Raw genomic sequence first — 19338 nt, forward strand, 5'->3', positions numbered from 1 at the left:
CAAACTCTGTTATTCAAAATCCGCTTTTCGAACGTATTTCACAGCTGATTTTAATGCCTCATAGCGGAAAGAGAAGGTATTTCCATCGTCCACCAACTCAAGAACGTGGAACTTTTCAAGTTGCTGACGAGTGCGTTCATTTGGACATAACAAATACACTTCACAGTCAGCGTCTTTGGCATCTTTAATGGCATTTTCCAACGCTAAGCCAACCGTAACATCGATCATTGGAACGTCGGTTAAATCCAAAATCATCACTTCATAATCGGAAATGCTGCTGTGCTGGCGTGATATCGCCTTCGATACACTGAAAATCATAGGACCAGACAGATAGAAGAACAAAACCTTGCTGTTCGCACTATCTAGCAACTTTCTCTCGCTGTCGGTAAGTGGCACATCATCTTCATCGGCATCACTGATGGCTTTTACTTGGCGTGCTTGTTCACGGCTCAGCCTTTCAATAATTATGATATTTGAAATGAATACACCGAGCCCTACTGCAACTATCAAGTCAACAAATACGGTGAGAAGCATAACACCGTACATGATGGCCATACCTTGGACACTGACTTTATGCGCTCGCTGAATGAAACTCCAATCTAGAATATTAAAACCAACATACACTGCGATACCTGCCAATACCGCCATTGGAATCGGCTCTGTCAATCCGCTCGCAACCAGCACCACCAGCGCTAAAACAAGCGCACGTATAACGCCAGAGAGCGGTGAACGTGCGCCAACTTGAATGTTAGTTACGGTTCCCATGGTTGCACCTGCACCAGGCAAAGCACCAAACAGACCAGAAATCATGTTTGCAAGTCCCTGACCTCGTAACTCTTTGTCGGAGTCATGCTCTTTACGAGTCAATGAATCACCAATAACGGCGGTCAACAAAGTATCAATACACCCAAGCGTACCCAGTACCAATGCATCGATCACCATGGTGGTAAAGACTTCAGCATTTATGGTTGGAATAACAAAAGAAGGCAAACCGGCAGGGATTTCACCAATTCGACGAATACTATCGAAATCGAAAATGATTACAGAAAGAAGTGTTACCGCCACCAAAGCAACGAGCTGAGCAGGAACATATCGGCGATACTTTTTAGGGAAGAAGAATAAGATACCAAGGGTCAGTATCCCAAGGAACAGCTCACTGAACTTCATCCCTGAAACCATATCAGGTAAAGCACTCAACGTACCGGTGACTCCACCCGATGGCGCTGGATGACCTAACAATGGCGAAAGCTGTAAAATGATAAGTATCACACCAATGCCCGACATAAAGCCGGAGATAACACTGTAAGGCATGAGGGTAACGTATTTGCCCAGCTTGAGCGTTCCGAGCATGATTTGAAATGCGCCCGCCATCATGACAACGGTAAACGTCATCGCCATCCCACTTTCTGGGTATTTCGCGGTCATAGTGGTCAATACTGCCGTCATAATAACGGTCATAGGACCCGTAGGTTCCGAGATCAGGCTAGATGAACCGCCAAACAAAGCAGCAAACAGACCAACCAGTATCGCCCCCCAAAGCCCAGCTTCAGCGCCAGCTCCAGATGCAACACCAAATGCAAGCGCCAGTGGCAATGAGATAATAGCCGTGGTGACACCACCAAATAGATCACCCTTCAGATTCCAATCCGCGAATCGATTTCCAGTCAAAATATTGCTCCTGCATGGATAGAAATGCGGGCGGATTTTACCATTGAGTGACGCAAATCACACGACCATTTCACAATGTCATGACGAAATTGGTTATGAATAATTTATAAAACAAATGCAAACGTTTGCTACCAATGCATACGAGATATGAAAAAAGAGTAATAAAACGTTTCTATTATTAACAAAATGCTAATCTGACCAGTCACAAAATCATCAAGAACATTGATTTGAAAGAGGTATGAGACGTCAAGCTTGTGTATAGTGGCGCAAATAAAAAGGAAATGTAGCATGCCGGATATCAAACAGTTATTTAATAATAACTCTTCTTGGGCCCAAACCATCAAATCTGAAAAGCCTGAGTTTTTTACCAATCTCGCTGAAGCCCAGCACCCCGAATACCTTTGGATAGGCTGTTCTGATAGCCGCGTTCCCGCTGAACAACTGACTGGTTTAGCCTCTGGTGAATTGTTTGTTCATCGCAATGTCGCCAACCAAGTGATTCACACCGACCTAAACTGTTTATCCGTTGTGCAATACGCTGTAGATGTACTCAAGGTAAAACATATTATTGTATGTGGGCACTATGGTTGTGGTGGCGTTAATGCGGCAATAGAAAACCCTCAGCTAGGGCTTATCAATAACTGGTTGCTGCATATTCGAGATTTGTACCTAAAACACAGAAATTGGTTGGGCAGTCTTCCTCGTGAAGAGTGGTCAAACAAGCTGTGTGAAATTAACGTGGCCGAGCAAGTCTACAACCTAGGCAATTCGACCATCATGCACTCAGCGTGGGAGCGCGGTCAGGAAGTTCAAATTCACGGTTGGATTTACGGTATTGGCGATGGGGTGCTCAATGATTTAGGCGTGCGCTGCCACAGCCGAGAGTCGTTGGAAGTGTCTTATCAGGCGTCTATCGCAAAAATATTAAACGTAGAAGCTAAAAATAACGATTGATATATACCCAATCACCTATCTAAATTTCCAACAAAAAGCGGTCGAATTATCGACCGCTTTTTTTGAGCTTATTTCTAAATAGTCATATTTTAGTTCAACAACAAAAATGCTATCAGTCCAAATCCAAGGATCAAACGGTATATAACAAATGGTGTCATACCCATTTTGGAAATCAGTTTCAAAAAGAAATGAATACAGATATAAGCGCTGATGAACGAGGTCACAATACCCGTTAATAGGAATCCCATATGCACAGGCTCACCACTGGTGACCAATTTCATACCTAGGTAACCGCCTGCCAATGTGATGATTGGAATAGACATTAAGAATGAAAAACGCGCCGCTGCTTCACGAGTAAAGCCAAGATACAGTGCTGCGGTAATCGTTGCCCCAGAGCGCGATGTCCCCGGAATCATTGCTAATGCTTGGGATACACCAATGAAGACAGATTTCTTCCAATCGGCAGCGTATTCATCATCTTTAAGCGGAGCATTTTTATCCACCCACCATAGCAGCAAGGCAAAGACGATGGTCGTCGTTGCGATGACCCAAGCACTACGTAAGTAGATTTCAATGATGTCTTTCATAAACAAACCAAACACGCAGGCCGGAATCGTGGCAATAACAATCATCCACGCCAGTTTAGCTTCTTTACTTCTGTCGCCTTTAAAAATGGACGCAAACAATGCAGCAAAAAGGGTGACGACTTCTTTACGAAAATAAATTACAACAGCAAGTAACGTCCCTACGTGCACGGCAACGTCAAATGCTAAGCCTTGATCTTCCCAACCAAGAATGGCGGAAGGCAAAATTAAATGGGCAGAACTGGAAATAGGAAGGAATTCTGTTAGACCTTGAATTAAGGCCAACATAAAAGCTTCAAAATAACTCATTGATTAAAATCGCTATCAAAAGGATTCACTGGCGTCAGTGAATCTAAATTATCCATTGTTTGCCAAACCTGCGTAACGGTTCTGCCATCATTTGGGATCACTAAATGAGGACAAAGCTCATACATAGGCTGAATAACAAACGCGTATTTATAAATGTCTTCGCGTGGTAAAGATGGCGTACTCGAAACGATGTCGCCATACAAAATAATGTCCAGATCTAATGTACGATCTTGCATTTTTTTTGCGTCAGGGTTTCGCCCCCAGCGAATTTCGGATTCTCGTAACTTAGCCGCTAAATCGTCAAGATTTAACGGCGTTTTCATCTCGACGACTAGGTTATAGAAAGGACGACTTTCAAATCCAACCGAAGCACATTCATAGACAGTTGAAACCCGCAATTGTTCGCCAAGTTGACGTAACTCTGACACAGCAGCTTGAACATGCTTCACCGGTTCAATATTTGACCCTACACCTATATAGGTGACGATCATGCTTGACCTCGTTCGATCACAACCCCAACGCTTTTTGCTTGAGGAACCGCACCAGGCTTAGCTAGGCGAATTTTTACCCAAGGCACTGAGAATTGGGACATAATTAACTCTGCCACTTCTTCAGCCACACGTTCTACCAACAAAAATCGACCTTTTTCAATATGCTCTAATACCGCTCCGCTCACTTGAGCATAATCAAGGGCATCAGCGACATCGTCACTCTTTCCTGCAGGCTGATTATCGTGCGCCATTTCAATATCCAGAACCAATTTTTGTTTTATTTCTTGTTCCCAGTCGTAAACCCCAATAGTGGTAATCACTTCCAATTGTTCGATGAATACTTTGTCTAAAGCCATTATTCTTCCTTTATCGTTTACAGGTCGGATACCCATTTGAGGTAAAAACCCGTAGAATATACTCGATTTTCCTAACCTAATCAGCATTACTTTTGGTGAATTAAGGACAAGCATGACACCCACTGCACTCATCATGATCATCTCCGCCTATTTGTTAGGTTCGATCTCTAGTGCCGTTTTAATTTGCCGCTTGTTCCGAATCCCAGATCCTCGAACAACAGGTTCTCATAACCCTGGCGCGACCAATGTACTCAGAAGTGGTTCTAAATTTGCTGCAGTATCAGTATTGCTTATCGATATGCTCAAAGGCACCATTCCTGTTTGGCTAAGTTGGTACCTTGGGGTAGAAGATGTCATTTTGGGCATAGTGGCCATTGCCGCTTGCTTAGGTCATATGTATCCGCTGTTTTTCCATTTCAGAGGCGGAAAAGGCGTGGCGACGGCGCTGGGTTCAATGGCACCCATGGGGCTGGGTTTAATGGGAATGTTAATGGCAACGTGGGTAACGGTTGTCTTTTTTACTCGTTATTCTTCTGTTGCATCTATTCTCACTACGCTCATTGCGCCGCTTTATACATGGTGGTTTAGGCCGGAATACACACTTCCTGTCTCTATGCTGTGTTGCCTAATCATTTTACGGCATCATCAAAACATTAAGCGCTTATATGAAGGTACGGAACCAAAGGTTGGCGACCGCACCTCCTCTTCTAAAGCTTAACCGAGCACTGAATTTTAACCGTAAACTCTATTTTAACCGTAGACTTTATTTAAGAAGCTAATCAGTTTTTCGTTAACAAAACTTGGCTGCTCTAGATTACTGATATGACCCGCATTAGGGATAACCGTTAATTCACTACCTGTAATAGCATCTTGCATCAAATACGATTCGAAAACAGGTCTTGGCTTATCTTGATCGCCCACCATAATGAGTGTGGGTAAAGCAAACTTTTCAATATCTTCAAACTGATCACGGCGTCCAAATACAACTCGTCCTACTTGAGTAACATCAACAGCCGCCTCACCTTGTAATCGAGAAAGTGACTGACGGAAATTAGCGACCAACTCTGGGTTCTCCACTTCCGCATCTTTGGCGAAAAACAAAGGTACAATTGCTTCCAAGATAGGTTCAGGTATCGATTGGGCGAGCGCGATACCATCCAGCATTCCGAAATATTTGGCGTGCGTAATTTCCGGCTCTAGACCAACAAATGAGTCCATAATCACCAAACCCTTCACTCGAGATGGGGCTAATGTGACAACTTCGGTTCCCCACATTCCGCCTACAGACAGCCCAATAAGACTGAACTCTTCAATCTCCAAGCTATCCATTAATGACAAAACATCTGACGCGTAGTCTTGAAGCGTGGAGGTTTGCTGCGGCAAAGCTTCGGATTTACCGTGCGCCCATAAGTCCGGCACGATACAACGATATTGCTGACTCAACACATCGATTTGAGGTGCCCACATATTGCTGTCCCACAGGTAACTGTGTCCAAACAGTAAAACCGGGCCTTGACCCACATCTTGATAATGCATGGTTTGACCATGACGGGTGAAAGTAGGCATAGGAATCCTTTAGAAAATGCATACCCAAGTAACACCGATTAAATGCAGCTTGGGAACTTACAGAAACGACCAGTTATTTGCTGGTCGCTATATGTGAATCACTTAGGGTCTATTGACCCTAGTAATTATGAATGAATCGGATCTAGCTGATCAATTGGCCAACGAGGCTTGGCTGAAACCGATAAGTCCGCCACCTCATCATTCTTAAGACGCTGCATACCAGCATAAGCAATCATGGCACCATTATCGGTGCAGAATTCGGTACGTGGGTAATACACTTCCCCACCAATTTTATTGGCTAACGTTTCGAGATCAGCCCGCAGTTGTTTGTTTGCACTCACTCCACCCGCAATAACAATGCGCTTCATGCCCGTTTGTTCTAGTGCTCGCTTGCACTTAATCACTAAGGTTGCGCATACCGCTTCTTGAAACGCATAAGCAATGTCGGCGCGGGTTTGGTCATCGTTATCGTTCGCCGCTATCGTATTAGCCGCGAATGTTTTAAGACCTGAGAAACTCATATCCAATCCTGGACGATCAGTCATCGGACGCGGGAATTTAAATCGCCCCGGAGTTCCGTTTTCCGCCAAACGAGAAAGCAATGGACCACCAGGGTAATCTAGCCCCATTAATTTGGCAGTTTTATCAAACGCTTCACCCGCCGCGTCATCAATTGATTCGCCTAGAATTTGGTACTCACCAATGCTCTTCACTTCCACCATCATGGTGTGTCCACCAGAAACCAGCAAAGCCACAAAAGGAAATGGAGGAGGATTATCTTCCAGCATTGGGGCCAGCAAGTGACCTTCCATATGATGCACTGGAACGGCTGGTACTCCCCATGCATAGGCTACGCTGCGACCAATCGTTGCACCCACTAATAGAGCCCCGACCAAACCAGGTCCGGCGGTGTATGCGACGCCATCAATGTCTTTTGATGTTAACCCAGCATCTTTTAGTGCTTCTTTAATCAATGGAATGGTTTTCTTTACATGATCTCGAGAAGCAAGCTCTGGCACAACACCACCGTAATCGGCATGAAGTTTAACTTGGCTATATAGCTTATGACTTAAAAGCCCTTTATGGTCATCGTAAATGGCGATGCCTGTTTCGTCGCAGGACGTCTCTATACCTAAAATGCGCATTACGTTCTCAGTATTAGCTAGAATTGCGGCAAGTTTACCGCTACGAAAAAAAATTAACCAGTTCTGACGGCGATAATACTTTACAAAGGGTAACTGATCAGATTAAAATTCCGCACCATTTTTGATCAAGCTGGTTAAAGACCCTTCAGACTACTGATGGGTTGGTAAGGTACCAGCATTAACGAATAACCCCTGAGGTGAAAGGCATATGCCAGTAGTTAAAGTACGTGAAAACGAACCGTTCGACGTAGCTCTACGTCGTTTTAAGCGCTCTTGCGAAAAAGCAGGTATTCTTTCTGAAGTGCGTCGTCGTGAGCACTATGAGAAACCAACTACAGTTCGCAAACGCGCTAAAGCAGCAGCTCAAAAGCGTCACGCTAAGAAGCTAGCTCGCGAAAACGCACGTCGCGTTCGCCTGTACTAATAACTTGCTCCAAAAGGATTAAGTTATGGCTCTAATTGATAAACTCAAAGATGAGCAAAAATTAGCGATGAAAGCCAAGGACAAACCGCGCCTTGGCACAATTCGTTTAGCTCTGTCAGCCATTAAGCAACGTGAAGTCGATGAACGGATTACTCTGTCAGACGACGATATACTTGCAGTGCTGACCAAAATGGTTAAACAACGTCGCGATTCAGTCGCTCAATTTGAATCTGCTGGTCGTCAAGATCTTGCAGACGCGGAGAAAACTGAAATCACTGTACTAGAGGACTTTATGCCTCAACCGCTAACCGAAGAAGAAGTAGTTGCACTGATTGATGCTGCTATTACTGAATCAAAACCTGCGGGCATGCAAGACATGGGTAAAGTGATGGGTGTTCTTAAACCGCAAATTCAAGGGCGCGCAGATATGGGTAAAGTCAGCGGACTCGTTCGCTCTAAATTGGCTTAAACCCAAATCAAATTGCAACAAGCCGTGCTATCCTCTGGAGTGCACGGCTTGTTTGTATCTGCAAGCCTCTTCTTTTCTTTGATTCAATATTCTGGATTTTATGGCAGGACAGATCCCTCGTTCTTTTATTGATGACCTCCTCGCGCGGCTTGATATCGTAGACATCGTCGATGCTCGAGTGAAGCTGAAAAAGAAAGGCAAAAACTACAGTGCTTGCTGCCCCTTCCATAACGAGAAGACCCCATCTTTTAGCGTAAGCCAAGAAAAGCAGTTCTATCACTGTTTTGGTTGTGGTGCGCATGGTAATGCCATCGACTTCCTTATGGAGTACGAACGCTTAGAGTTTGTTGAAACTATTGAAGAACTTGCTTCCTATCTTGGATTAGAAGTTCCAAGAGAGCAACGGAGCGGAGGTGGCTTCAGCTCAGCTCCAAAAGCCAATACAGAGCAAAAGCGCAATCTCTACGACATGATGGGCAGCATTGCTCAGTTTTATCGTTCTCAATTAAAACTATCAAGCAGCAAGCATGCCATTGAGTACTTAAAAGACCGCGGTCTTTCAAAAGAAGTCGTTCAGAAATTCGGGATCGGTTATGTCGCCGATGAATGGGATTTAGTCCGTAAAAACTTCGGACAATCTCAAACGAATCAAGACATGCTTGTTTCCGGCGGTATGTTGATCGAAAACGATAAGGGCAATCGCTATGACCGTTTTCGTGGGCGCGTCATGTTCCCAATTAGAGACAGGCGTGGGCGTGTCATTGGTTTTGGCGGTCGAGTCATTGGTGATGGCACACCAAAGTATCTCAATTCACCAGAAACCCCCATATTCCATAAAGGTAAAGAGCTCTATGGATTGTATGAGGTACTCCAAGCCTATCGAGAACCGCCTCAAATACTTGTGGTTGAAGGCTACATGGATGTGGTTGCCTTGGCACAATATGGGGTCGACTATTCCGTCGCATCGCTAGGTACATCTACCACTGGCGATCATTTACAACTCCTGTTCCGACAAACCAATACGGTCGTTTGTTGTTACGATGGAGACAGAGCAGGTCGAGAAGCGGCTTGGAGAGCATTAGAAAATGCGCTTAGCTTTTTAAAAAGCGGCAATATTCTAAAGTTTCTTTTTCTTCCTGATGGGGAAGACCCAGACAGCTACATTAGAGCACACGGTAAAGAAGCTTTTGAAGAGCAAATGAAAAATGCCGAGCCTCTCTCTAATTACCTTTTTAGCAATTTGCTTTCGCAAGTAGATGTCGGCAACAATGAAGGTAAAGCTGCATTAGAAGCATTGGCACTACCTTTAATACACAAAGTGCCTGATACCTCTATGCAAGATCAGCTATTAAAGCTGTTGGGACAAAAGACGGGAATTTACAAAAAACCATCCTTACCAAAACAGGATGGAAAGCCCCCTGCCCCGCATAAAGAAATCAAACGTACTCCAATGCGTGAAGTCATTGCCTTACTTCTACAGAACCCACATTACGTGGAGTTAGTACCAGATTTGACCAGCGTACGGCATATTAACTTGCCGGGGTTAAGTTTATTTGAGGAAGTACTTGATAAATGCCGTTCTCATCCCAATATCAACACTGGCCAGCTACTTGAGCATTGGCGTAACGAGAAAAACGGATCACTGTTATCACGACTCGCAGGTTGGGAAGTACCACTCGAAGACGATAATCAGGAAGACATTTTCCTCGACTCACTGGATAACATTATTGCCCAGTGTGTTGAAAAACAAATTGAATCGCTACAAGCGAAAGATAGAAGTGTCGGCCTAACACCCGACGAAAAAAGAGAGCTCGTCGCTCTAATGCTGGACTTAAAGGCATAGATAACCACCATGTAGCGGTGAAATTATGTGCTAAGTTATCATAGTCATCAGCTATTTTTTTTGATAAAATTGGCGGTTTGCATTTCGCAAAACTAAACTCATCACCAGACCTGAAGTTGGATATCGTCTATGGATCAAAATCCGCAGTCACAGCTAAAAATACTTGTTATTAAAGGCAAGGAAAAAGGCTATCTGACCTACGCCGAAGTAAATGACCACCTACCTCAAGAGATTGTCGATTCTGAACAGGTAGAAGACATCATTCAGATGATCAACGATATGGGTATCAAAGTAGTTGAAACTGCTCCTGATGCTGATGATCTAGCACTGAACGATGACACGAACATCACCGATGAAGATGCGGCTGAAGCTGCAGCTGCAGCACTTTCTAGCGTAGAAAGTGAAATTGGTCGCACCACAGACCCTGTCCGTATGTATATGCGTGAAATGGGTACTGTAGAACTATTGACTCGTGAAGGCGAGATCGATATTGCAAAACGCATTGAAGATGGTATTAACCAAGTTCAGTGTTCAGTTGCAGAATACCCAGGCACAATTTCTTATGTACTTGAGCAGTTTGACAAAGTTCAAGCCGAAGAATTGCGCCTGACCGACATCATTTCTGGTTTTGTTGATCCTAACGACGAAGAAACTGCTGCACCGACTGCAACACACATCGGTTCAGAGCTTGCAGAAAAAGATCTGGAAGACGAAGACAAAGACGAAGCTGATTCTGACGACGACGATGATGAAGAAGAAGATACAGGTATTGACCCGGAGCTAGCCGCAGATAAATTCTCTGAGCTACGCAACGCTTACCAAAACCTTCAACTTGAAATCAACGAACAAGGTCGCGATGTTGCTCTAGCGGGTGAAACTGCTACCGAGCTACTCGATATTTTCCGTCAGTTCCGTTTGATTCCAAAACAGTTTGATTACCTTGTAAATGAGCTTCGCACCTCTATGGATCGCGTACGCACACAAGAGCGCTTAATTATGCGTTCGTGTGTTGAATACGGTGACATGCCAAAGAAATCTTTTGTTGCTCTGTTTACAGGTAATGAATCTTCAGAAGCGTGGTTAGATGAAGTATTGTCTTCAGACAAACCCTACGCAGCGAAGATTAAACGCAACGAAGAAGAAATTCGCCGCAGTATCTTGAAGCTAAAAACCATTGAAGAAGAAACATCTCTTCCGGTTCAAAGCATTAAAGACATCAGCCGTCGCATGTCTATTGGTGAAGCGAAAGCTCGCCGTGCGAAAAAAGAGATGGTTGAAGCAAACTTGCGTCTTGTTATTTCTATCGCGAAGAAATACACCAACCGTGGTTTACAGTTCTTGGATTTGATTCAAGAAGGTAATATCGGTCTGATGAAAGCGGTAGATAAATTCGAATATCGCCGTGGTTATAAGTTCTCTACTTACGCTACATGGTGGATTCGTCAGGCAATTACACGTTCAATCGCTGACCAGGCACGTACAATCCGTATCCCTGTTCACATGATTGAAACGATCAACAAGTTGAATCGTATCTCTCGTCAAATGCTACAGGAAATGGGTCGTGAACCTCTTCCTGAGGAATTGGCAGAGCGCATGCAAATGCCTGAAGATAAGATACGTAAAGTACTTAAGATCGCGAAAGAGCCTATCTCGATGGAAACGCCTATCGGTGATGATGAAGATTCGCATCTTGGTGACTTTATCGAGGATACAACTCTTGAGCTACCGCTCGATTCTGCTACATCAACAAGTTTGCGTGTAGCAACAAAAGATGTACTAGCAGGGTTGACACCTCGTGAAGCAAAAGTACTTCGTATGCGTTTTGGTATTGATATGAATACCGACCATACTCTTGAAGAAGTGGGTAAGCAGTTTGACGTAACACGTGAACGTATTCGTCAGATTGAAGCAAAAGCACTTCGCAAGCTTCGTCACCCAAGCCGCTCGGAAACACTTCGCAGCTTCTTGGACGAGTAATAAAAACTCAAATATGTATAAAAGGTGAGCACTTGCTCACCTTTTTTGTTTCTAGTGTTCTAAGTGCGCAAAAACTAGACATAAATTACCCCCTCACTATCTAGACACACCCTTAGGCTTCCCCTATAATCATCCACCTACTGGCCCCTTAGCTCAGTGGTTAGAGCAGTCGACTCATAATCGATTGGTCCGCAGTTCAAGTCTGCGAGGGGCCACCATATAAAGAAAAGCCTGAGAGTGATTTCACTTCTCAGGCTTTTTGCTTTTCTGGTCCTCTGTTTTCAGAAAGGTTTCATCTAGAAGAATCTCATTTCTGTATCCACTGTGCAGCATTGGCTTTATGGAAAGAGAGAGTCGAGCCATTCGGCACATCAACAAATTGGTCTGCTAACGAGCCTACATCTATACTCAGAGCTTCTGTGTACGCATTCGCAGTACGCTCCACGGAAATTCGTCCAGACGTTGAAAGCATTGAAATCTCAGTATCCACCACTTCATCAAGAAGTTCGGCGTGATTCAATGTGATGACTTGAGCCACACTGCTTTTGGAACCCGCATTTGCCACATTGTTCAGGCTAACATTAACCACTGAATTCGATATAGAACGGTGATCGAATACCTCATCGACAAGCTCACCATGGCGAATGCTTAGCGCATTAACGGTCTTTGCATTACCAGAGTGTTTTAAATCTATAGAAATATGTGCAGAAGCCACGTCCTGTACATCCAATGTTTCATCAAGCAGTTCTCCTTGAAGAATTTCAATCTCTTTTGTATTGCTATTGGCTGTACCTGAAATCTCTATATTTACTCTTGAGTGCTTGAGGTGTCTTTCAATATCAAACACTTCATCAACAAGCTCTCCCCATTCGATATGCGTTTTTCCGCCGCCAAACACGTTTCCCGATTCTTCAATCTCAATAGATATACCTGAATGATTAACCTCACCAGCATCAATGGACTCATCTAATAGCTCACCGTGTTTGATTGCAGTATTGAACGCATTGGAGTTGGCGCTTTCCTCTATATGAACCGATACCAGCGAATGATTAATCATTTCTATATCCATCACTTCATCAATCAATTCGCCTTGAAGAATATATACGTCTTGATACGTTGCACTATTACCAGACTCTTCAACAGAAATAGAAATATTCGAATGATTAATGTGATTGGCATCCAAGACTTCATCTAGGAGCTCTCCTTCGTGAATGTGCAGCATCGTACCACTAACATTGGCCACATTTTCTAGAGAGATAGAAACTAAGCTGTGCTGTATGTTCGATGTATCTAATACTTCATCCACCAGTTCTCCATCTATTACACGCAAACTATCGACAAACGCATTACCTACATCTTCTAAAATCAAACTAATATTGGAGCTTGAAAAGCTTTGAGTATCAAGACTTTCATCGGAAAGTTCACCATCAAAAATGTGTAGCTCTTTTGCGTGAACATTAGCCACGTTTTCTTTTTCCACTAAAACGCTCGAGATTTCCAAGGTGTAATCGATGTTTTCATCTTCTAGCTGGCCATCCCGAATATAAACACGGCTTGAGTTCGTGCCATAAACATTCGCTGTGTCTTCTAAATCCAACTGCAAGCAGCCAAAGTGAATGTGAGAATGCTGACCATCTCTTGGCTTGTTAATGACTTCTTCAAATAAACTGGCTTTACCAATATGGAGCTCAGAATCCACTCCTGTTAAGTAAACATTCGCGGAAGACTCTACGTTAACTTGAATTTGAACCCCTTCTTTTACCTCACCATGAATGATGTCAGAGATAAGGGCGGGAGTGGCGATATCTCGCTCAGGAATAGTTGAAGCCGGTGATTGGTTGTTATTAGGAATACCTTCTGGGAGCTCCTCTCCCATCACAAGTTTTTGGCTTACTTCGATATTAGCACTGTTCACGATATCGATTCGCAAAGACGCATTCTTTCCGACACTGCCAATAATCGTAGGAATAACCGAATAATCAGAAATGACCTTCTCTGACGCTTTGCTATTTTTGTAATGACAGACGGCGACAGATAGCTGTTCACCCTCTTCAACCAAGTAAGGAGACTGCTCATTCCACTGAGTAACGATGCCACCAGGGTTCTTCATAAAAATCCCTGTTCTCTTCTCGCAAGATATCGGCGACATCTCGATCGCACATTGATACGAATACGAAGTGCTCGGTAAGAACATCATAGCAAAGACAAGCATTAGCCTTGATTTCATAAAATCACCTTTATTTCACAAAATAAAAGTATAGTTAAGCTGGGTACTAAATCATCTGTTCAATTGTTAGTTAGAGTAAAAGACTGTGCCAAAATACTTTTTTCTGCCTAGATAAGACAAAAGCCATGCGTCTGCATGGCTTTATAGGCAATAAATTAGTCATACATAATACAGACTATTATTTCACGGAAGTAACCGCCTCTGGGTTCAACACCTTGACTTCTACGTCCTTCAATTGAGGAGGCAATGAGAGCTGAAATTCCTCGTACATCGGTGCTCTTCTACAATAGTCCGGCTTTGTTCGGATAACACTAACACTGACTTTACCCGCTTCCACTTTATCAATTTGAAGTTCAAAGCTTTTGTCATCCGTACACCCTGTTGATTGCGCGACGAACATCAATAGATGCTCCCAACGCTTTGATGAAACCAACGGCTCAACCGTCCCTTCAACAGTATTTACGGACACATTTGGAGCGGTCTCAATCGCGCAGCCTGCAAGCCCAGTAAAAGCTATTGCAGCAACGAGCATCTTTACTATTTTCACTGGTGTGTTCTCCTATTTCTAAATATAGCGAAAGGCAATAGCAATAAGAGCCAGCCAAACGAAAGGCTACCACCTGAAGATCCTGAATTAGGCGTACTCAATTTAATATTTTGGATGTACACAGTATCGTAGTCTGAAGAGTAACCGATGGCCCCTCTTTCATAGATAAACATCACATCATTATTGTCTTGACTCAGGGGCACACGATAGGAGTAATAACTCGTTTCATGCCCCGAGTACTCAAACTCAAATTGGCCATTCACGTACATTTTGAAATAACCTAGATCTTTTTGAGCCCATATTCTAGCGTCAAACGTAAGCTCACCTTTCTCTATATTTTCGATTCGCAGCAAAGAGCTCTGCCCTCGTGGTGTGCTACCTGCTTTTAACGTATCAGTGGAATATACTTCCCACGGTGAGGCGTTCGCATAAACAGCGCTTCCTAACCCAGCAACATTTTTCACGTCACTGCTTGCGGCAACTAAACCATATGTGTGTAATTTAGTTTTCAACTCGCTTTTATCAGCATGAGTGGTACTTGCAATAATTTCAGATTCCCCTTTACCTAAAGGAACCGTCACTTCAACGCTAACATTACAGCTTTCACCTTGTTGGAGATCGCCAGCTGTCTCACATTGGTTCTCGATGACTCTCATTTGACTCGTATCAGAAGAGGAGACACTGGATACGCGAAAAGGGGTCAATTCATTATTTTTAATCGTCACCGTTTTAGACAGTTTGTTTCCAGCTTGATTAAAGCCAAAGTACACATTCTGGCGGTAGCTGACACCATTCATTTGATCGTTGATCCAACTATTTAAGTAAGCAACGTTTGCGTAGACCCCATACTTTCCTGCTTGAGCACAACCTTCACCCCAACTGACTACGCCCACTTGAGTCGGTGTTCCATTGAGGTCTTGAACTAATGGACCACCACTGTCACCTTGGCAAGCATCTTTTCCGCCATAGGAGAAGCCCGCACATATAGCAGCTTGATTAATGTTGTTGTATAACCCACCCAATGCTTTGCATGTAGAACGGGAAACAATCGGCAAATCCACATCATACAGTTCGTAAGGGAAAATGCCTTTCAGATCACTGTTAGGTTGCTGATTACCCCAACCAATAACCGTGACGGTTTCTCCATTAGAAGGCTCTTGGTTATTAGCAGCGAGTAAGACTTTATCTGAGTTAATCGCTTGGTCGAGCTCAATAACCGCAACGTCATAATTCAGTGTTTGGTTGCTGTAAAGCTCGTGTGAATAGATACTTTGAATGCCAACCCTAGTTCCTTGAGAACTCGCTTTTTTAAGATCATGAATTCCAACGATGACATCCAACTCTTCAGGGTTTACCCCATCAACACAGTGAGCAGCCGTTAAAACATACCGATCACCGAGGAAACTTCCTCCACATGATTGCCCTAAAAAGGCATCTTTTCCTTTAGCAACTAAAGCCGCCATAAACGGCCATTCACCTTCGGTGGATTTGCTACCACCGATAATTCTTTCCGGTGAAGTGGGGGTTCTCACTGGCTGATCAGAAGAGGCGGCAGTATTAAATGCGCTTACTATCCCTAAAACCAAAACTGTATTTTTCATTTTCACGTTGTTATCCATGTGTCTTTTTATTCAAGTTAGAACTTATCAATCATTGATAAAACAGGAATTGATTCTTTTGTAAAAAACTACGCTTATCACTGTTTATTAATAAAATTTTGAGCCACTGATCGCACCTAAACCTTAAACTGATGCGTGTATTCACTCAGGTTTTCAGCGGATTGGGCAACTTCTTGGCTGGCACCCGATAGCTGTTCGGCACTGGCGGCAGTTTGCATAGACGCCTCACTGATGCGTAAAACACTCTGATTCACCTCTTCCGTTACTTGAGATTGTTGCTCCGACGCGGCTGAAACTTGCGTCATCATGTCGTCTATTTGCTCTATAGACTCTGTTATCTCAATAAATGCTTGCCTGGTGCGTTCGGAAAACTCAGCAGTGATATTGGCTTGTTCTTTACTTTTCGCCATATTACTTGTCGCTGAGTCAGCGGCTTTTTGAACGGCAGTGATCATAGTTTGAATATCAGAAGCGGACGTTTGCGTGCGCTGAGCAAGGGTTCTAACTTCATCTGCAACGACGGCAAAACCCCTTCCGGATTCACCAGCACGAGCCGCCTCAATGGCTGCATTCAATGCAAGGAGATTGGTTTGCTCTGCAATTTCTTGAATCACTGTAAGCACATGACCAATTTCTCCACTCTTACTCTTGAGCTCGAGCATGTTTTCATTCGTGGATTTCACATCTTCAACCAGTTGATTCAAGGCTGCTTCGCTATCGGTTAATACCTTCTGACCTGAATTACTCTTGGTGTGGGCATCTTGTGCAGCACTCGCAGCACCGGCAGTACTTCTGGAAACATCCGCTATCGTGCTCGACATTTGATTGATAGCCGTCGCGACCATTTCAGTATCCTGATGTTGATGGCTTACCGCCGTCGTCGTTTGCTCTGACGCAACGGATGTTTCTTCCGCCGTCGACGCCAATGAATTCGAAGCCTGCTGAATATGAGCAATGAGCGCCGTCAGCTTTTTAGACATATCGCGCAATGCGCCATACAGCGTTTCGGAAGAGACTTTCTGATCAAAATGATGCGTTAAATCACCATTAGCAATTTGCCGAGCTAATTGAATCATTTCTTTAGGTTCGCCGCCAAGAGGTCGCTTAATGGTATTCGCGAGATAGATAGCAAAGCCAACAGTAAGTACCACGGTGATAGCCAGTAGAGTCCAGATGCTTGTACGAATGGTATTCACCGCCGAAAAAGCTTCCGACTCATCGACTTCTGCCACTAATGCCCAAGTAAAATCACCAATATCTAAAGACGAATAGGAGGAAAGGACGCGATTGCCATTGTAGTCTTCGATGATTTTATCTCCGGACTTGCCTTGGAACGCTTCCATGGTGGCTTCTGTTTTAACACCATTGTTTTTCACGTTCCCTGCAAATGAGGCGCTTACTGTCCTACCTTCTGGATCTAAAAACGAGTTGGATCGCATGCGAAAGTCTTGTCCAACTAAGTAAGACTCTCCGGTCTCCCCCATTCCTGTTCTTAGCTGCATGACGTTATTGATCGCATCTATCGATAACTGAAGTGCAACCACCATTACGGTGTTGCCTTGGTTATCCAAAACTGGCTGACCAATAAACGCAGCAGGGTCGCCATTAGATGGCGCGTAAGGTTCGAAGTCCGCGATGTGATATTGCTGGTTATCTAACACTTTTCGAGTGAGTTCACCTAAATTTGAACCTGAATACTCACCTGTCAGAATGTTGGATTGGTAGTCCGACTCTTTTGCTACGGTATAAAAAACTTCACCGTTTGGTTCGATTAAGAAGAGATCATAGTAGCCATACTTTTCTATGTACTGACTATAAAAATCTATACCACCATTGTTTTTAGGCACAAATGATTCGGCAACATCTTTTTCAGTCACCATAACCCAACTCAGTTCATCTGAAACATTGATGATGTCCCACACAGATAATACCAAGTTACCGTTATAATCTTTGAAAATGCCTTGTCCGCTTTGACCTTCTAGCCCCATCTCTACAGCATCGGTATTTACCTGGGTGTTGTTTTTGAAAGACGCTACAACAGAATGCCCTGTAGGATCGAGCTTGGAGTCAGAACGCATGAGCTTATCAGGCCCCACTAAATAGGTTTCCCCTGTACTCCCCATTCCCTGTGATTGGCTAACAATGTGGTTAATCTTGTTAATGGGGAATTGAAGCGCTACATACCCAGCCACATTGCCGGATATGTCTTTGACTGCGGAAAGAAAGAAGCCAGCTGGTTCATTATTAGAAGGCTCGTAGAGGGTAAAATCACCGACCACAACTTGCCCTTCATCGATGTTCTTATCTACCGCTTGGCGATATGCCTTTGCTAAACCCGAATGAGTTAACATCTCAGAGTCTAAATTTTGTCCTAGGTCCGATTCACGAGCGCTGGTGTACATGATTTGCCCATTTGGCGTAATCATGAAGACGTCATACCAACCAAAATGCTTTACATACGCATCAATTTCATCTTCAAACATAATGGCATGAAACTCCCACATCCCATCCCCGTAGGAAGCATGTGAAAACATCTGTAAAGCTTCTTCAGCCATCTTTGATTCTGCAAGAAGGGATAAACCTGATTTGAGTTGTTCTAAGTAATCAACAAGCTGTTGCCTTTGGGATTGATTAACCGCGCTGAGCTTTCGAAATGCTTCCAGTTGCAAAGTGTTGGCGACTTCAGTGAGAACATCCATATCCCCTTCGCGCTCTTTAAAGAAGTTTTCTATTTGCGATTGCTTAATACTTCGAACCGTATCCAATTGATCATATGAACGCTCTCTTAGCGCCTCTTCTGCCAATCCAGATGACCATAAGCCTAAAATTAAAGCTGGAATCAGCCCAATAAAAAGAAGCGCGCCAATGATGACATTTGAAAGTTTAAATCTATTGATGAATCGTCCCATGATTACTCCGCTGAATCCGCTTATCCAAGCCAGCTTTTACACTTCTAATGACGCTTAACTGATGGGAAATCAAAAACATCATCGTGCGGTAAAAATATTTATATCAATAGACATGAGACCTAATTAACAATCAAGTTTCAATAAGCAGAAACACGTTGAAACACTTTTATAATCAGTAATTTATTTCAGATTTATTTACATCATCATTTCGAAAAATGAAAAGTACAAATGCCAAGTGTAATGAGGCACG

At 43.6% G+C, this 19338-nt stretch carries 16 protein-coding genes and 1 tRNA gene; 7 read left to right on the top strand and 10 right to left on the bottom strand.

All coding sequences use genetic code 11. The features are described 5' to 3' along the window. Nucleotides 1-9 precede the first annotated feature (9 nt). A complete protein-coding gene (locus CW749_RS16125; protein WP_101113293.1) occupies nucleotides 10-1668 on the bottom strand; it encodes a SulP family inorganic anion transporter in 1659 nt (552 codons plus the stop codon). Between the two features lie 288 nt (nucleotides 1669-1956). Here CW749_RS16125 and can point away from each other — a divergent pair, with 288 nt between their 5' ends. Next, nucleotides 1957-2622, top strand: a complete 666-nt coding sequence (can, locus tag CW749_RS16130) for a carbonate dehydratase (protein WP_101113294.1) — start codon at nucleotides 1957-1959, stop codon at nucleotides 2620-2622. Between the two features lie 89 nt (nucleotides 2623-2711). Here the strand turns inward: can and CW749_RS16135 are convergent, their stop codons facing one another. From CW749_RS16135 to folB, 3 genes are read right to left on the bottom strand one after another with little or no spacing between them, the layout of a single operon-like run. Then, on the bottom strand, nucleotides 2712-3515 hold the full coding sequence (locus CW749_RS16135; protein ID WP_101113295.1) for an undecaprenyl-diphosphate phosphatase: 804 nt from the start codon (nucleotides 3513-3515) through the stop codon (nucleotides 2712-2714). Continuing rightward, nucleotides 3512-4006, bottom strand: coding sequence for a 2-amino-4-hydroxy-6-hydroxymethyldihydropteridine diphosphokinase (gene folK / locus CW749_RS16140; RefSeq protein WP_101113296.1), 495 nt, complete (start codon nucleotides 4004-4006; stop codon nucleotides 3512-3514). Before folK ends, CW749_RS16135 begins: the two co-directional genes overlap by 4 nt. Further along, complete coding sequence (gene folB / locus CW749_RS16145) at nucleotides 4003-4362, bottom strand: bifunctional dihydroneopterin aldolase/7,8-dihydroneopterin epimerase (protein WP_101113297.1); 360 nt, start codon at nucleotides 4360-4362, stop codon at nucleotides 4003-4005. The genes folK and folB overlap by 4 nt, the downstream gene beginning before the upstream one ends. A gap of 112 nt (nucleotides 4363-4474) precedes the next feature. On the opposite strand from folB, the gene plsY reads away from it, so the two are divergent. Next, nucleotides 4475-5080 (top strand): glycerol-3-phosphate 1-O-acyltransferase PlsY, encoded by a 606-nt coding sequence (gene plsY / locus CW749_RS16150; protein WP_101113298.1) that lies wholly within the window; start codon nucleotides 4475-4477, stop codon nucleotides 5078-5080. A gap of 32 nt (nucleotides 5081-5112) precedes the next feature. Here the strand turns inward: plsY and CW749_RS16155 are convergent, their stop codons facing one another. Continuing rightward, entirely contained in the window at nucleotides 5113-5928 is an 816-nt protein-coding gene (locus CW749_RS16155; RefSeq protein ID WP_101113299.1) for an alpha/beta fold hydrolase, read from the bottom strand. 125 nt (nucleotides 5929-6053) lie between these two features. Continuing rightward, nucleotides 6054-7073, bottom strand: coding sequence for a tRNA (adenosine(37)-N6)-threonylcarbamoyltransferase complex transferase subunit TsaD (tsaD, locus tag CW749_RS16160; protein WP_101113300.1), 1020 nt, complete (start codon nucleotides 7071-7073; stop codon nucleotides 6054-6056). 208 nt (nucleotides 7074-7281) lie between these two features. Here tsaD and rpsU point away from each other — a divergent pair, with 208 nt between their 5' ends. From rpsU to CW749_RS16185, 5 genes are all read left to right on the top strand, one after another. After that, on the top strand, nucleotides 7282-7497 hold the full coding sequence (gene rpsU / locus CW749_RS16165; protein WP_001145625.1) for a 30S ribosomal protein S21: 216 nt from the start codon (nucleotides 7282-7284) through the stop codon (nucleotides 7495-7497). A gap of 25 nt (nucleotides 7498-7522) precedes the next feature. Next, nucleotides 7523-7966: a GatB/YqeY domain-containing protein gene (locus CW749_RS16170; protein ID WP_101113301.1), complete on the top strand. Its 444-nt coding sequence runs from the start codon at nucleotides 7523-7525 to the stop codon at nucleotides 7964-7966. Nucleotides 7967-8066: 100 nt separating this feature from the next. Continuing rightward, entirely contained in the window at nucleotides 8067-9809 is a 1743-nt protein-coding gene (gene dnaG / locus CW749_RS16175; protein ID WP_101113302.1) for a DNA primase, read from the top strand. Between the two features lie 129 nt (nucleotides 9810-9938). Then, on the top strand, nucleotides 9939-11786 hold the full coding sequence (rpoD, locus tag CW749_RS16180) for an RNA polymerase sigma factor RpoD (RefSeq protein WP_101113303.1): 1848 nt from the start codon (nucleotides 9939-9941) through the stop codon (nucleotides 11784-11786). Nucleotides 11787-11928: 142 nt separating this feature from the next. Next, a tRNA-Ile gene (locus tag CW749_RS16185) sits at nucleotides 11929-12004 on the top strand. A gap of 89 nt (nucleotides 12005-12093) precedes the next feature. On the opposite strand, the gene CW749_RS16190 is transcribed toward CW749_RS16185, so the two are convergent. From CW749_RS16190 to CW749_RS16205, 4 genes are all read right to left on the bottom strand, one after another. Further along, on the bottom strand, nucleotides 12094-14013 hold the full coding sequence (locus CW749_RS16190; RefSeq protein ID WP_145997857.1) for a hypothetical protein: 1920 nt from the start codon (nucleotides 14011-14013) through the stop codon (nucleotides 12094-12096). A 178-nt stretch (nucleotides 14014-14191) separates the two neighbouring features. After that, nucleotides 14192-14560, bottom strand: coding sequence for a hypothetical protein (locus tag CW749_RS16195; protein ID WP_101113305.1), 369 nt, complete (start codon nucleotides 14558-14560; stop codon nucleotides 14192-14194). Continuing rightward, nucleotides 14557-16161: a serine protease gene (locus CW749_RS16200; RefSeq protein WP_237322471.1), complete on the bottom strand. Its 1605-nt coding sequence runs from the start codon at nucleotides 16159-16161 to the stop codon at nucleotides 14557-14559. The genes CW749_RS16195 and CW749_RS16200 overlap by 4 nt, the downstream gene beginning before the upstream one ends. A gap of 134 nt (nucleotides 16162-16295) precedes the next feature. Next, nucleotides 16296-19088: a methyl-accepting chemotaxis protein gene (locus CW749_RS16205; RefSeq protein ID WP_101113307.1), complete on the bottom strand. Its 2793-nt coding sequence runs from the start codon at nucleotides 19086-19088 to the stop codon at nucleotides 16296-16298. Between the last annotated feature and the right edge of the window lie 250 nt (nucleotides 19089-19338).

Source organism: Vibrio sp. vnigr-6D03 (genome assembly GCF_002835515.1).
Lineage (GTDB): Bacteria > Pseudomonadota > Gammaproteobacteria > Enterobacterales > Vibrionaceae > Vibrio > Vibrio penaeicida.

Excerpts from the sequence above, each read along its gene's own strand:
- can (WP_101113294.1), top strand. The coding sequence starts at position 1,957 with ATGCCGGATATCAAACAGTTATTTAATAATAACTCTTCTTGGGCCCAA.
- CW749_RS16135 (WP_101113295.1), bottom strand. The coding sequence starts at position 3,515 with ATGAGTTATTTTGAAGCTTTTATGTTGGCCTTAATTCAAGGTCTAACA.
- folK (WP_101113296.1), bottom strand. The coding sequence starts at position 4,006 with ATGATCGTCACCTATATAGGTGTAGGGTCAAATATTGAACCGGTGAAG.
- folB (WP_101113297.1), bottom strand. The coding sequence starts at position 4,362 with ATGGCTTTAGACAAAGTATTCATCGAACAATTGGAAGTGATTACCACT.
- plsY (WP_101113298.1), top strand. The coding sequence starts at position 4,475 with ATGACACCCACTGCACTCATCATGATCATCTCCGCCTATTTGTTAGGT.
- CW749_RS16155 (WP_101113299.1), bottom strand. The coding sequence starts at position 5,928 with ATGCCTACTTTCACCCGTCATGGTCAAACCATGCATTATCAAGATGTG.
- tsaD (WP_101113300.1), bottom strand. The coding sequence starts at position 7,073 with ATGCGCATTTTAGGTATAGAGACGTCCTGCGACGAAACAGGCATCGCC.
- rpsU (WP_001145625.1), top strand. The coding sequence starts at position 7,282 with ATGCCAGTAGTTAAAGTACGTGAAAACGAACCGTTCGACGTAGCTCTA.
- CW749_RS16170 (WP_101113301.1), top strand. The coding sequence starts at position 7,523 with ATGGCTCTAATTGATAAACTCAAAGATGAGCAAAAATTAGCGATGAAA.
- dnaG (WP_101113302.1), top strand. The coding sequence starts at position 8,067 with ATGGCAGGACAGATCCCTCGTTCTTTTATTGATGACCTCCTCGCGCGG.
- rpoD (WP_101113303.1), top strand. The coding sequence starts at position 9,939 with ATGGATCAAAATCCGCAGTCACAGCTAAAAATACTTGTTATTAAAGGC.
- CW749_RS16190 (WP_145997857.1), bottom strand. The coding sequence starts at position 14,013 with ATGAAATCAAGGCTAATGCTTGTCTTTGCTATGATGTTCTTACCGAGC.
- CW749_RS16200 (WP_237322471.1), bottom strand. The coding sequence starts at position 16,161 with ATGAAAAATACAGTTTTGGTTTTAGGGATAGTAAGCGCATTTAATACT.
- CW749_RS16205 (WP_101113307.1), bottom strand. The coding sequence starts at position 19,088 with ATGGGACGATTCATCAATAGATTTAAACTTTCAAATGTCATCATTGGC.